Here is an 11,877-nt window from a genome sequence, read left to right as displayed (position 1 = left end):
CTCTCGCGATCTCTTCCGCCTCCGACGCGGGTCGAGGCGAAAGCGATGACGAGTCAGCCGAGCTCGGGACGCCGCCCTGCGAACGGGCTGAGGCCGTCCCTGAGTGCCGCGATCTCGTCGACGTCCATGCCCACCGCCGCCATGACTCGACGAGGGACGTCGACGGCTCTCTCGCGCAGGGCCGCCCCCGCCGTCGTCAGCGTGATCTCGAGACGTCTCTCGTCCTCAGTGCTGCGCTGCCTGGCCACCAGCCCTTCAGCTTCGAGCCGCTTGACCAGAGGCGATGCCGTGGCCGGTTCGAGTGCGAGGTCGACCGCCAGCTCATTCAACGTGCGCGGGGCCCTCTCCCAGAGCGCGAGCATCACGAGGTACTGCGGATGCGTGAGACCCAACGGCTCCAGGATCGGTCGGTAGAGGGCGACGACGTTGCGCGCCGCGGTCACCAGCGCGAAGCACAGCTGGTTCTCCAACTTGAGCAGGTCATCGGTCGCCGTCACAGGGGAAACTATACATCCGCGCTAATCATTAGTACACTAACCAACATGGCAAAGGACTCCGACCGCCCGCCCCTCCGAACGCGAATCCGCGAGGCAGGGGGCGTCTACTCCTGGGTGAACACGAACCTGATCCGGTTCGCCGGCCCCGCCTCGGTCGGTCCGTACGAGAAGACTCCTCCGCCCAGCCCTGCGGAACGAGCCGAACGGGCATGTCCGCTCTGCGGGGCACCCATGACGCTGCACACGATCGACCGTTCCGGGCCGAAACCGCTCGTGCACTGCCCCTGATGTCAGTCCGTCTCCGGCGTCGCCACGGCTGACCCTGTCGACTCCCGCGCGACGTCGAGCCAGAACATCAGCTCGTCGTCGTCTTCGATCACACCGGGCACGACGTCGAGCCAGCCTGAGCTCATCGTGCGTGATCCCATCACCGCGCGCGCGACCCCCGGTCGGGTGAGCAGCGTCGCCCCGCTCTCGTCATCGACCCGCACCAGGAGGACGCCGCCCGGTCGCGCTCCCAAGAGGATGCGGCCGTCGTCGAGGAAGGCCCGCGTGCCGAACATGCGCCGCTCCTCGATCTCCACGTCGGCGCTCAACAGTGCTCTGATCCGGTCGGCGAGTTCGTCTCCTGCTGCATCCATCGATCCCCGCCTCGCTCACGCATGTCCCGCGCGCTCCATCGCGCGAAGCTCCTTCTTCAGGTCCTGCACCTCGTCGCGCAGTCGCCCCGCGAGCTCGAACTTCAGCTCGGATGCGGCCGCGAGCATCTGATCCGAGAGATCTTGGATCGTGGCCTCGAGCTGCTGGGCCCCTTCGGCGGCGATGCCGGTCCGGCGAAGGCTCGGCGTCGGCGACTTGCCCTTGCCCGACGCGCGACCACGACCCGACAACATCTCTGCAGTGTCAGCACCTTCGCGTGCCAGCACCTCGGTGATGTCCGCGATGCGCTTGCGAAGCGGCTGTGGGTCGATGCCGTTCTCCTTGTTGTACGCGATCTGCTTCTCGCGACGACGGTCGGTCTCCTCGATGGCCTTCGCCATAGAATCGGTCATCTTGTCGGCGTACATGTGCACCTCACCCGAAACGTTTCGAGCGGCACGCCCGATCGTCTGGATCAGTGAGGTCCCCGAACGGAGGAACCCTTCCTTGTCGGCGTCGAGGATCGCCACGAGCGAGACTTCAGGAAGGTCGAGACCCTCTCGGAGCAGGTTGATGCCCACGAGCACGTCGTAGACCCCGGACCGCAGCTCGCTGAGCAGTTCCACACGACGCAACGTGTCGACGTCGGAGTGCAGGTAGCGCACCCGCACACCGTGCTCGCCGAGGAAGTCGGTGAGCTCCTCGGCCATCTTCTTCGTCAGGGTGGTCACGAGCACGCGCTCGTCGCGCTCGACACGGAGGCGGATCTCTTCGAGCAGGTCGTCGATCTGCCCCTTCGAGGGTTTGACCACGATGTGGGGATCCACCAGCCCGGTCGGACGGATGATCTGCTCGACGACACCGTCAGCGATCCCCATCTCGTACTTGCCGGGGGTGGCCGACAGATACACGGTCTGACCGATCCTGTTCTTGAACTCGTCCCAGCGCAGCGGACGGTTGTCCATCGCGCTCGGGAGTCGGAACCCGTGGTCGACGAGGGTGCGCTTGCGGGAGGCATCTCCCTCGTACATCGCCCCGATCTGCGGCACCGTCACATGCGACTCATCGATCACCATGAGGAAGTCGTCGGGGAAGAAGTCGAGCAGCGTGTGCGGCGGCTCCCCCGGCTCGCGACCGTCCATGTGCCTCGAGTAGTTCTCGATCCCCGAGCAGAACCCCAACTGCTGGAGCATCTCGAGGTCGAAGGTGGTCCGCATGCGCAGACGCTGCGCCTCGAGGAGCTTGCCCTGCCGTTCGAACTCCGCCAGACGCTCCTCAAGCTCGGCCTCGATGGTGCCGATCGAACGCTGAATCACATCGGTCCCGGCCACATAGTGCGAGGCGGGGAAGATCGGCACGGAGTCGAGCTTCTCGATGACTTCACCGGTGAGCGGGTGGAGTGAGTACAGCGCTTCGATCTCGTCTCCGAACAGCTCGATCCGGATGGCGTGCTCTTCGTAGACGGGGATGATCTCGATCGTGTCGCCGCGGACACGGAAGTTGCCGCGGGAGAAGTCGACGTCGTTGCGGTTGTACTGCATGGCGATGAACTGCCGGATGAGTGCATCACGGTCATAGCGCTCCCCCACCTGCAGTGCCACCATCGCCCGGAGATACTCTTCGGGCGCACCGAGACCGTAGATGCACGAGACCGTGGAGACCACGATGACGTCGCGTCGGCTGAGCAGCGAGTTCGTCGTCGAGTGCCGGAGCCGCTCGACTTCGGAGTTGATCGACGAGTCCTTCTCGATGAAAGTATCCGTCTGCGGCACATAGGCCTCGGGCTGGTAGTAGTCGTAGTAGGACACGAAGTACTCGACCGCGTTGTTCGGCATCAACTCACGGAACTCGTTCGCGAGCTGCGCGGCCAGGGTCTTGTTGTGCGCCAGCACGAGCGTCGGACGCTGCACCTGCTCGACGAGCCATGCGGTGGTCGCCGACTTTCCGGTACCTGTCGCTCCGAGCAGCACGACGTCGGTCTCCCCCGCATTGATACGTGCCGCGAGTTCGGCGATCGCTTGCGGCTGGTCTCCGGCCGGCGCGTACTCGCTGATGACCTCGAAGGGGCGGACGCTGCGCGTGGGTTGCATGACTCCAGCGTATGCCGCCCCTCCGACATCGAGGCCGTGAGCGGCGGACTCGACCTCGAACGGAGAGAGACGCGGGGATCAGGAAGACCGGTGAACGCCCGGAGCGCCACGAAGGACCGAGATAGCGGCGAGAGCCGCGGCCGCGCACATCACGATGACGGCCGCCACGAACCATCCCCAGCTCGCGCCCACGAACACGAGGCCGAGCATCCATCCGAACAGGCTGGATCCGGCGTAGTAGGCGAAGTAGTACAGGGACGACGCCTGGGCCCTGCTGCCGGGGGTGGCCGCGACCGGTGTCCACCCCGAGGCGATGGCATGGGCTCCGAAGAAGCCGCCCGTGAAGAGCACGAGCCCCAACAACACCAACACCGCGACCTGCGCCAGCAGCAGCACGGCGCCCACAGCCATGACGCCGATCGAGGCGAGCAGCACGGGGAAGCGTCCGATCCGCGAAGCGAGCACGCCGGCCCACGGCGAGGACACCGTGCCCGCGAGGTAGGCGAGGAAGAGCATCGTCACCAGCCACGCCGGCAGGTCGAACGGCTCTGCCGCGAGGTGGAAGCCGAGGTAGTTGTAGACCGCGACGAACGCTCCCATCAACAGGAACCCCTGCGCGTACAGCGCCCACTGGCGAGGAGATCGCAACGGCCCACGGAGCTTCTCGAGGATGCCCGGACCCCGATCCGTACGCAGTCGTCCGGGGACGAATCCTCGGGCGCGGGGAGTGAGCCAGAGGAAGAGCACCGCGGCCACCGCGCACATCACGGCGACGGCCAGCACCCCGGCCCGCCATCCGGCCACTTCGCCGACGATCCCCGCGCCGATCCGGCCGAGCAATCCACCCACTGTGGTGCCCGCGATGTAGCTGCCGGCCGCCGCAGCAGCGTAGCCCGCCTCGACCTCCTCGCTGAGATATGCGAGAGCCACTGCGGGGACCGCCCCCAACGCCACTCCCTCCACGAATCGCAGGGCGAGCAGAGCGAAGATCTCGTTGCTCAGCGGCGCCGAGAGACCGACGACGGTGGCCGTGAGCACACCTGTGGCCATCGCAGGTACGCGACCGATGCGGTCCGCCACCATCGACCATGGGACCACGGCCAGCGCCAGGCCGAGGGTGGCAGCCGACACGCTGAGGGCCGCCGTCGCCGGGCTGACCGAGAGGTCGGAGGAGATCTGCGGCAGCACGCCCTGCGCGGAATAGAGTTGCGCGAAGGTCGCGATGCCCGCGAAGAACAGGCCGACGATGAGACGCCGATACTCACGTGAACCACGCGCGTGACCGGAGAAGGTCACTGCGCGCTGATCCGCTCCCAGAGAGCGTCCGTCTGCTCACGAGTCCGCTCGAGGGTATCCGACGTGTCGATCACGACGTCGGCGATGGCGAGTCGCCGATCATCGGACACCTGGGCATCGATGCGGTCCTGCGCCGCACGTTCGTCCAAGCCTCGCAGTTCGACGAGTCGACGGCGTCGAACGGCCGACGGCGCGTGGGCGACCACGATGAGATCCCACGGATCGTCCACTCGGGCCTCGACCAGGAGAGGCACGTCGTACACGACGACGGCGTGCGGATCACCGGCGAAGGCATCGTCGAATCGACGCTGAGACTCCTCGCGCACCGCGGGATGCACGATCGCGTTCAGCTGAGAGAGGAGCTCGGGCTCTCCGAAGACCCGCGAACCGAGGGCAGTGCGATCGAGCGCGCCGTCCCCGCCGATGACCTCGGTGCCGAAGGTCTCCGCGATGCGATCGAGCACCGCTGAGCCCGGAGCCTGCACGTCGCGCACGATCTGATCGGCATCAACGACGATCGCGCCGTGCTCCGCCAGACGCCGGGCGATAGTCGACTTCCCGGAGGCGATACCGCCGGTGAGCGCGATGAGAGGCATGACGCCAGTCTAGGGTTCGCCCGATTGCGGTTCAGCGTGCGAGCAGCTGCCGCCGTGAGCTGATCACGCCCGTGTCGAAACCTGCGAGGTGGAGCCCGCCGTGGAAGCGTGCGTGCTCGATCTTGATGCACCGATCCATCACGACCGACAATCCTGCCGACTCCGCGATCGCTGCCGCCTCCTCGTTCCAGGATCCCAGTTGCAACCAGAGCGTCCGCGCGCCGATGTCGATCGCCTCCTGCGCGACGCCGGGGAGGTCATCGTGCCGGCGGAACACATCGACGATGTCGGGGACGACGGGCAGATCGCTCAGCGATGCGTAGACCGGCTGCCCGAGGATCTCCTTCTCGCGCGGGTTGACGAGATACACGTCATACGCCGTGCTGGAGAGCAGATACGTCGCCACGAAGAAGGAGGCGCGCGCAGGGTTGTTCGATGCCCCGACGATCGCGATCGACGTCGCGCGCCGGAGCAGCGAGAAGCGCTCCTGCTGATTCGGTCCTCGCCAGCTCCGCTCCGGATGTGCGGCGGCGGTGCCGGGGAGTGCGCAGGAAACGGCCTCCGTCGTCGACGGCAAGCTGCACGCCTCGCCGCCGGTGGTTTCCGTCGCGGTCATCGGTTCGCTCCCGTCGCGGTCGTGAGTGCCTGGTCGAGGTCCCAGATGATGTCTTCGGGGTCTTCCAGGCCCACGGAGATGCGGATCAGGTCGGGGCGCACACCGGCGCCGGCGAGCTGCTCCTCGGTGAGCTGGCGGTGCGTGGTCGACGCGGGATGGATGACCAGCGTGCGGGCGTCACCGATGTTCGCAAGATGAGAGGCGAGCTGCAGGTTCTCGATCACGCTCTCCCCCGCGCTCCGGCCGTCGTCCGCTGCGACGCCGAACGCGAAGACGGAACCCGGTCCGAGAGGCAGGTACTTCGCCGCACGCTCGTGGTGCGGGTGTCCCTCGAGTCCTGCCCAGGTGACGTACGCGACCCGGGGATCGGTGGCGAGCCAGTTCGCGACGACCCGTGCGTTCGCGAGGTGCGCATCGATCCGCTGCGGCAGCGTCTCGATCCCCTGCAGCAGATTGAACGCCGCCTGCGGGCTGAGCGCCGGGCCGATGTCGCGGAGCTGTTCGGAGCGGAGCTTGGTGAGGAAGCCGTACTCGCCGAAATTGTCCCACCACTTGATGCCGCCGTACGACTCGACAGGCTCGGTCATCTGCGGGAACTTGCCGTTTCCCCAGTCGAACGTGCCCTTCTCGATCACGACACCGCCGAGAGTCGTACCGTGACCGCCGAGGAACTTCGTCACGGAGTGGATCACGATGTCTGCGCCGTGTTCCAGCGGGCGTGCGAGGTACGGCGTGGCGAGCGTCGCATCCACGACGAGCGGCACTCCGGCCTCGTGCGCGACGGCGGAGAGCCCCTCGATATCGGCGATCTCACCCGACGGATTGCCGATCATCTCGACGTAGACGACCTTGGTCTCCGGACGGATCGCCGCAGCGAAGTCAGCGGGGTCGGTCGAGGCGACGAACGTGGTCTCGACGCCGAACCGCCGCAGTGTCACGTCCAGTTGCGTCACCGTACCGCCGTAGAGCTGGGCTGCGGCGACGACGTGGTCGCCGGCACCGACGAGCGCAGCGAAGGTGATGAACTCCGCGCTCATCCCCGACGCGGTCGCCACCGCACCGATGCCGCCTTCGAGCGACGCCAGACGCTCCTCGAGTGCCGCGACGGTCGGGTTGCCGATGCGGGAGTAGATGTTGCCGTACTTCTGCAGGGCGAAGAGGTTGCCCGCATCCGCGGCGTCATCGAAGACGAAGGACGTCGTCTGATAGATCGGCACCGCCCTCGCGCCGGTCGACGCGTCGGGGGTGCCCCCGGCATGCAGGGCTCGGGTGCGGAATCCGAAACGGTGTTCTTCCGTCATGCTGTCCTCAGTTCGGCGTCGGTGAGCGCGTCGGCGATGTCGTCGACGGCCCAAGGGTTCTGCAGCGAGGTGGTGTCGCCGAGCGGAAGCGGCTCGCGCCCCGCGCGGCGGTCCTGCTCGGCCTCCCACAACTGTGCCAGGAGTCGGCGCATGATCTTGCCCGAACGCGTCTTCGGCAGATCGGGGACGACGACGATGTGCTTCGGCTTGGCGACGGGGCCGATCGCCTGAGCGACCTGGGTGCGCAGATCGGACGGGGTCACGTCTGCACGCCCGGACGGGGTCACGAAGACCGCAACGGCCTGCCCCGTGACCGGGTCGGAGACTCCGGCAGCCCCGGCCTCTCCGACCGTGTCGTGAGCGACGAGCGCCGATTCGATCTCGATCGTGGAGAGTCGATGACCGGAGACGTTCACGACGTCGTCGAGACGACCGAGGATCCAGATGTACCCGTCGGCGTCCCGGGTGGCACCGTCGCCGGCGACGTAGAAACCGCCGAACTCACCGAGTCCGGCGAAGGTGGACCAGTACGCGTCCCGATAGCGCTGCGGATCTCCCCACACGGTACGTGCCATCCCCGGCCAGGGACGTCGGACGACGAGTGTCCCGGAACGGCCGGGCGGCACCTCGCGTCCGTCCGCATCGACCACCGCGACATCGATCCCCGGAAGCGGCACCGACGCCGACCCCGGTTTGAGGCTCGTGATCCCCGGGAGCGGGGCGATCATCGCGGCACCGGTCTCGGACTGCCACCACGTGTCGATCACCGGCAGTTCGTCGCGACCGAAGTTGCGACGGAACCAGACCCACGCTTCGGGGTTGATCGCCTCGCCGACCGTGCCGAGGAGCCGAAGGGTCGACAGGTCGTGACCGGCGGGAAGCTCGGCACCGAACCATGTCATGAAAGTGCGGATCAACGTCGGCGCCGTGTAGTAGACCGTCACCCCGTAGCGCTCGATGATTTCGAGGTGACGTTCGCGATGCGGGGTGTCCGGCGTCCCCTCGTAGATGACCTGTGTGAGTCCGTTGGAGAGCGGGCCGTAGATCTCGTAGGTGTGCGCGGTGACCCATGCGAGGTCGGCGGTGCACCAGTGCACGTCATCGGGTTTGGCATCGAAGTGCGCCCAATGGGCCCAACTCGCCTGGGCGAGGTATCCGCCGGAGGTGTGCACGAGCCCCTTGGGCTTTCCGGTGGTGCCGGAGGTGTAGATGATGAAGAGCGGATGCTCGGCGTCGAACGAGTCCGCCTCATGCACCGGGGAGGCCGAGTCGACGACGTCGTGCCACCACACGTCTCGACCGGAGGTCCACGGCACGTCCTGGCCCGTGCGGCGGAGCACGAGAACGTGCTCGAGCTCGGGAAGACCAGCGGCGACGACGTCGGCCGTCGACTTGACCTCCGCGGCGACGCCGCGTCGGTACTGACCGTCGCTCGTGACGAGGAGCTTCGCCCCGGTGTCCGAGAGCCGGAACCGCACCGCCTCCGCAGAGAACCCGCCGAAGACGAGAGAGTGCACGGCACCCACCCGCGCGCACGCGAGCGTGATGACGATCGTCTCCACGAGCACGGGGAGGTAGATCACCACGCGGTCACCCGGTCGGATGCCGAGTGCGACCAAGGCGTTTGCCGCGCGGGCGACACGCTCCTGCAGCTCGGCGTAGGTGACGGCGCGGCGATCGCCGGGTTCGCCTTCGAAGTGCAGCGCGACCTTATCGCCCCGTCCGGCGTTGACATGCCGATCGACACAGTTGACGGCGACGTTGAGACGCCCGCCGACGAACCAGCGCGCGGCAGGGACGGCGTCCCCGACCGGCGGATCCCACTCGTGCGCCGTCTCCCACGGGACAGACCACTCGAGCCGACGCGCTGCCTCTTCCCAGAACGCGATCGGGTCCGCCGTGCCCCGTGCATATGCTTCCTCGGTGACGTTCGCGTCGCCGAACCCGGAAGCCGCCGCGTACACCCGCGACTCCTGCAGCCGTGCCTCGGTCACGCTCACACCCATCGGCGGAGCAGGTACTTCTCCAGCAGCGCGAGGATGCCGCTGGTCAGCGTTCCGAGCAGTGCGAGCAGCACGATGGAGAGGAGGATGCGGTCGATGCGCCCCGTGCTCTGCGAGTCGGTCAGCAAGAAGCCGAGGCCCATGGACGAGGCGATCAGCTCCGCAGCGACGAGGAACAGCCACGCCTGCGCGAGCGCGAGACGAAGGCCCGACACAACCGAGGGGACGACGGCGGGAAGCTGCACCGTGCGGAACAGAGACCATCCGCGCAGGCTGAACGAGCGTCCGGCTTCGACCAGGTGCGGGTCGACGTGCCGGAGAGCCGAGGCCACCGTCGTGTAGACCGGGAAGAACGCGCCGATCGCAATCAGTGTGACTTTCGACTCCTCGCCGATCTGCATCCACAGGATGAGAAGCGGCACCCAGGCGAGCGACGGCACCGCCCGGGCCGCAGCGAGCGTCGGGCTGAGGAGCACATCGCCCCAGCGGGACAGCCCCACGATGCCCGCCGCGGCGAGCCCGATCACCGATCCGATCGCGAACCCGAGGAGGACGCGCTGCACCGAGATCGCGATATGCGTCCAGAGCTGCCCGCTCTCGGCCAGCTCGACGCCCGCCTGATAGACCGAGGCGGGCGTCGGCAGCCGATAGGACTCGACGAGACCGGACGTCGTCGCGAGTTGCCACACGAGGAGGATGACCGCCGGCAGCAGAAGCCCGCCGAGTATCCGCACCGCGGGACGATCCCAGGTGCGGCGACTCGCGCTTTCCGAGCTCGCGAGATTCCCCGTGGCGAAGTCGAGGGTGTCCTGCGAGTCCGCGGGGACGATCAGCCGATCCGGAATCGTCACTCGCCGCCGACCGCCTTCTTCGCGAACGTGTCGTTCACGATCGATGCCAGCGCCTTGTCGACGGACTCCTTGCCACCCTGGACGTCGCCGGATTCGACGAGCACGGGAGCGATCTTCTCGAGCACCGCGATCTGGTCGTCGCCCGGGATCCCGCTGACGTCGAGGTTCGAACGCTCCTGGATCACTGTCGTCGCGACCTCGGAATCGATACCGGCGACCTCGGCGAGCAGCGCCGCGGTCTCCTCGGGGTGCTCGAGTGCCCACTCGCGCGCCTTCTCGTAGGCGTCCACGACGGCCTGCGCGAGGTCGGGGTGGTTGCTGAGGAAGTCCTCGGTGGCGTTGAGGAAGCCGTAGGTGTTGAAGTCCACGTTGCGGTAGATCAACTTGTCCCCCGACTCGACCTCTGCCGCGGCCATGATCGGGTCGAGTCCGGCCCATGCGTCCACCGAGCCGCCGTCGAGCGCGGCCCTGCCGTCGGCGTGCTGGAGGTTCTGCACTTCGACGTCGGAGAGAGACAGCCCGCCCTCTTCGAGCGCCTGCAGCAGGAAGAAGTACGGGTCCGTGCCCTTCGTGGCTGCGATCGAGGCGCCCTTGAGGTCTTCGATCGAAGTGATGTCGCTGTCCGGGCCGACGACGATGGCCGACCATTCCGGCTGCGAGTAGATGTCGATGACCTGGATCGGAGAACCGTTGGCACGCGCGAGCAACGCAGCCGATCCGGCTGTCGAGCCGACATCCACCGACCCCGAGCGAAGCAACTCGTTGGCCTTGTTCGAGCCGGCCGACTGCACCCACTCGACGTCGACGTCGTCCCCGAGGATGTCTTCGAGAAGACCCTGGTCGCGGACGACGAGGCTGAGCGGGTTGTATGTCGCAAAGTCGACGGACAGCGTGTCGGACGACCACTCCGTGGACCCCGAGGTGCTCCCGGTGTCGGATGCGGTGGCGTTCTCGCCGGCGACGCAGCCGGTCGCGACGAGCATCATCGTCCCGGCGACCGCGATCGCGGGGATGATTCGGCGGGTGGTGATGCTCATCTGGACTCCTCGGTGATGCGGTGGTGGGTGTCGACGCCGAGGCCTTCGAGAAGCTCGGCGCGCAGGTCGGCGAGTCCGCGATCGGCGCGGTCGCGAGGACGGATGCCCGGCACGAGGATCGTGCGCGAGATGGACGGCTCGTCGACGTCTGCACCGTTCAGCGTTCGCAGCAACAGCACTCGGTCGGCGAGATAGAGGGCCTCTTCGACGTCGTGCGTGACGAGGAGGACGGTGGTGGGCTCGGCCGCATGGATCTTGAGGAGCAGATCGTGCATGCGCAGGCGCGTCAGAGCGTCGAGCGCGCCGAAGGGCTCGTCGAGCAGCAGCACACCAGGGTTCCGGGCGAGAGCGCGGGCGAGCGAGGCACGTTGGGCCATTCCGCCGGAGACTTCGCGCGGACGCTGATCGGCGGCCTGTTCGAGGCCCACCAGGTGCAGCAGCTCCCGCACACGCTCACGTCCGGCACGACGAGCCGTTCCGCGGGGCAGACCGAGTTCGACGTTCTGGGCGATCGTGCGCCACGGCAGCAACCGGGGCTCCTGGAAGGCGATGGCGGTGCGCTCGTCGACATCGGTGACGCCGACGGCATCGAGGCGGATGTTGCCACGGGTCGGGGTGTCCAGTCCGCCGACGAGGCGCAGGAGCGTCGACTTGCCGCAGCCGGACGGACCGACCACCGCGAGGATCTCGCCGGCGCTGATGTCGAGGTCGATCCCCCGGAGCACGTCGCGTCGCCCGTGCGACAGCGGGAAGGAACGCTCAACACCGTCGAGCCGCACGCTCTGCGCCGTCCCGGCCGCAGTCGATGCGTCGGCGAGGCGCGGCGAGGGCAACAGCGTGGTCATACCCTCATGCTGGCCGACGGGCTCCGATGTTACGAATGGGGCCGTAATGTTCCGTCACGCAAGACGTGGAGGGAACAGCGGGTACGCGAAACGGGCCGCCGCACCC

At 67.5% G+C, this 11,877-nt stretch carries 12 protein-coding genes; 1 reads left to right on the top strand and 11 read right to left on the bottom strand.

The annotated features are described in order from the left end of the window. Positions 1–53: 53 nt before the first annotated feature. The gene (locus tag KV397_RS06520) at positions 54–497 is read right to left on the bottom strand and encodes a MarR family winged helix-turn-helix transcriptional regulator (protein ID WP_261812468.1); all 444 of its coding nucleotides are present in this window, start codon (positions 495–497) and stop codon (positions 54–56) included. 45 nt (positions 498–542) lie between these two features. Here KV397_RS06520 and KV397_RS06515 point away from each other — a divergent pair, with 45 nt between their 5' ends. Beyond that, entirely contained in the window at positions 543–785 is a 243-nt protein-coding gene (locus tag KV397_RS06515) for a hypothetical protein (protein WP_081997077.1), read from the top strand. A 2-nt stretch (positions 786–787) separates the two neighbouring features. Here the strand turns inward: KV397_RS06515 and KV397_RS06510 are convergent, their stop codons facing one another. From KV397_RS06510 to KV397_RS06465, 10 genes are all read right to left on the bottom strand, one after another. Next, entirely contained in the window at positions 788–1,138 is a 351-nt protein-coding gene (locus tag KV397_RS06510; RefSeq protein ID WP_248540622.1) for a TfoX/Sxy family protein, read from the bottom strand. Positions 1,139–1,153: 15 nt separating this feature from the next. Then, positions 1,154–3,226: an excinuclease ABC subunit UvrB gene (uvrB, locus tag KV397_RS06505; RefSeq protein ID WP_153244353.1), complete on the bottom strand. Its 2,073-nt coding sequence runs from the start codon at positions 3,224–3,226 to the stop codon at positions 1,154–1,156. Positions 3,227–3,304: 78 nt separating this feature from the next. Then, complete coding sequence (locus KV397_RS06500) at positions 3,305–4,522, bottom strand: MFS transporter (RefSeq protein ID WP_261812467.1); 1,218 nt, start codon at positions 4,520–4,522, stop codon at positions 3,305–3,307. Continuing rightward, entirely contained in the window at positions 4,519–5,118 is a 600-nt protein-coding gene (coaE, locus tag KV397_RS06495; protein WP_261812466.1) for a dephospho-CoA kinase, read from the bottom strand. Before coaE ends, KV397_RS06500 begins: the two co-directional genes overlap by 4 nt. 31 nt (positions 5,119–5,149) lie before the next feature. Beyond that, the gene (locus KV397_RS06490; protein WP_261812465.1) at positions 5,150–5,734 is read right to left on the bottom strand and encodes a CoA-binding protein; all 585 of its coding nucleotides are present in this window, start codon (positions 5,732–5,734) and stop codon (positions 5,150–5,152) included. Continuing rightward, positions 5,731–7,035 (bottom strand): O-acetylhomoserine aminocarboxypropyltransferase/cysteine synthase family protein, encoded by a 1,305-nt coding sequence (locus KV397_RS06485; protein ID WP_261812464.1) that lies wholly within the window; start codon positions 7,033–7,035, stop codon positions 5,731–5,733. The genes KV397_RS06490 and KV397_RS06485 overlap by 4 nt, the downstream gene beginning before the upstream one ends. Beyond that, on the bottom strand, positions 7,032–9,041 hold the full coding sequence (acs, locus tag KV397_RS06480; RefSeq protein WP_261812463.1) for an acetate--CoA ligase: 2,010 nt from the start codon (positions 9,039–9,041) through the stop codon (positions 7,032–7,034). The genes KV397_RS06485 and acs overlap by 4 nt, the downstream gene beginning before the upstream one ends. Continuing rightward, positions 9,032–9,889 carry an ABC transporter permease gene (locus KV397_RS06475; protein ID WP_261812462.1) on the bottom strand — a complete coding sequence of 286 codons (858 nt, stop codon included), beginning with the start codon at positions 9,887–9,889 and terminating at the stop codon, positions 9,032–9,034. Before KV397_RS06475 ends, acs begins: the two co-directional genes overlap by 10 nt. Continuing rightward, positions 9,886–10,926, bottom strand: a complete 1,041-nt coding sequence (locus KV397_RS06470) for an aliphatic sulfonate ABC transporter substrate-binding protein (RefSeq protein WP_261812461.1) — start codon at positions 10,924–10,926, stop codon at positions 9,886–9,888. Before KV397_RS06470 ends, KV397_RS06475 begins: the two co-directional genes overlap by 4 nt. Continuing rightward, a complete protein-coding gene (locus KV397_RS06465) occupies positions 10,923–11,771 on the bottom strand; it encodes an ABC transporter ATP-binding protein (RefSeq protein ID WP_261812460.1) in 849 nt (282 codons plus the stop codon). The genes KV397_RS06470 and KV397_RS06465 overlap by 4 nt, the downstream gene beginning before the upstream one ends. Positions 11,772–11,877 lie beyond the last annotated feature (106 nt).

Source organism: Microbacterium aurugineum, from assembly GCF_023101205.1.
Taxonomy (GTDB): domain Bacteria; phylum Actinomycetota; class Actinomycetes; order Actinomycetales; family Microbacteriaceae; genus Microbacterium; species Microbacterium aurugineum.
This window is presented reverse-complemented; position numbering and strand designations above follow the sequence as displayed.

Excerpts from the sequence above, each read along its gene's own strand:
- KV397_RS06515 (WP_081997077.1), top strand. The coding sequence starts at position 543 with ATGGCAAAGGACTCCGACCGCCCGCCCCTCCGAACGCGAATCCGCGAG.
- KV397_RS06510 (WP_248540622.1), bottom strand. The coding sequence starts at position 1,138 with ATGGATGCAGCAGGAGACGAACTCGCCGACCGGATCAGAGCACTGTTG.
- uvrB (WP_153244353.1), bottom strand. The coding sequence starts at position 3,226 with ATGCAACCCACGCGCAGCGTCCGCCCCTTCGAGGTCATCAGCGAGTAC.
- coaE (WP_261812466.1), bottom strand. The coding sequence starts at position 5,118 with ATGCCTCTCATCGCGCTCACCGGCGGTATCGCCTCCGGGAAGTCGACT.
- KV397_RS06490 (WP_261812465.1), bottom strand. The coding sequence starts at position 5,734 with ATGACCGCGACGGAAACCACCGGCGGCGAGGCGTGCAGCTTGCCGTCG.
- KV397_RS06485 (WP_261812464.1), bottom strand. The coding sequence starts at position 7,035 with ATGACGGAAGAACACCGTTTCGGATTCCGCACCCGAGCCCTGCATGCC.
- acs (WP_261812463.1), bottom strand. The coding sequence starts at position 9,041 with ATGGGTGTGAGCGTGACCGAGGCACGGCTGCAGGAGTCGCGGGTGTAC.
- KV397_RS06470 (WP_261812461.1), bottom strand. The coding sequence starts at position 10,926 with ATGAGCATCACCACCCGCCGAATCATCCCCGCGATCGCGGTCGCCGGG.
- KV397_RS06465 (WP_261812460.1), bottom strand. The coding sequence starts at position 11,771 with ATGACCACGCTGTTGCCCTCGCCGCGCCTCGCCGACGCATCGACTGCG.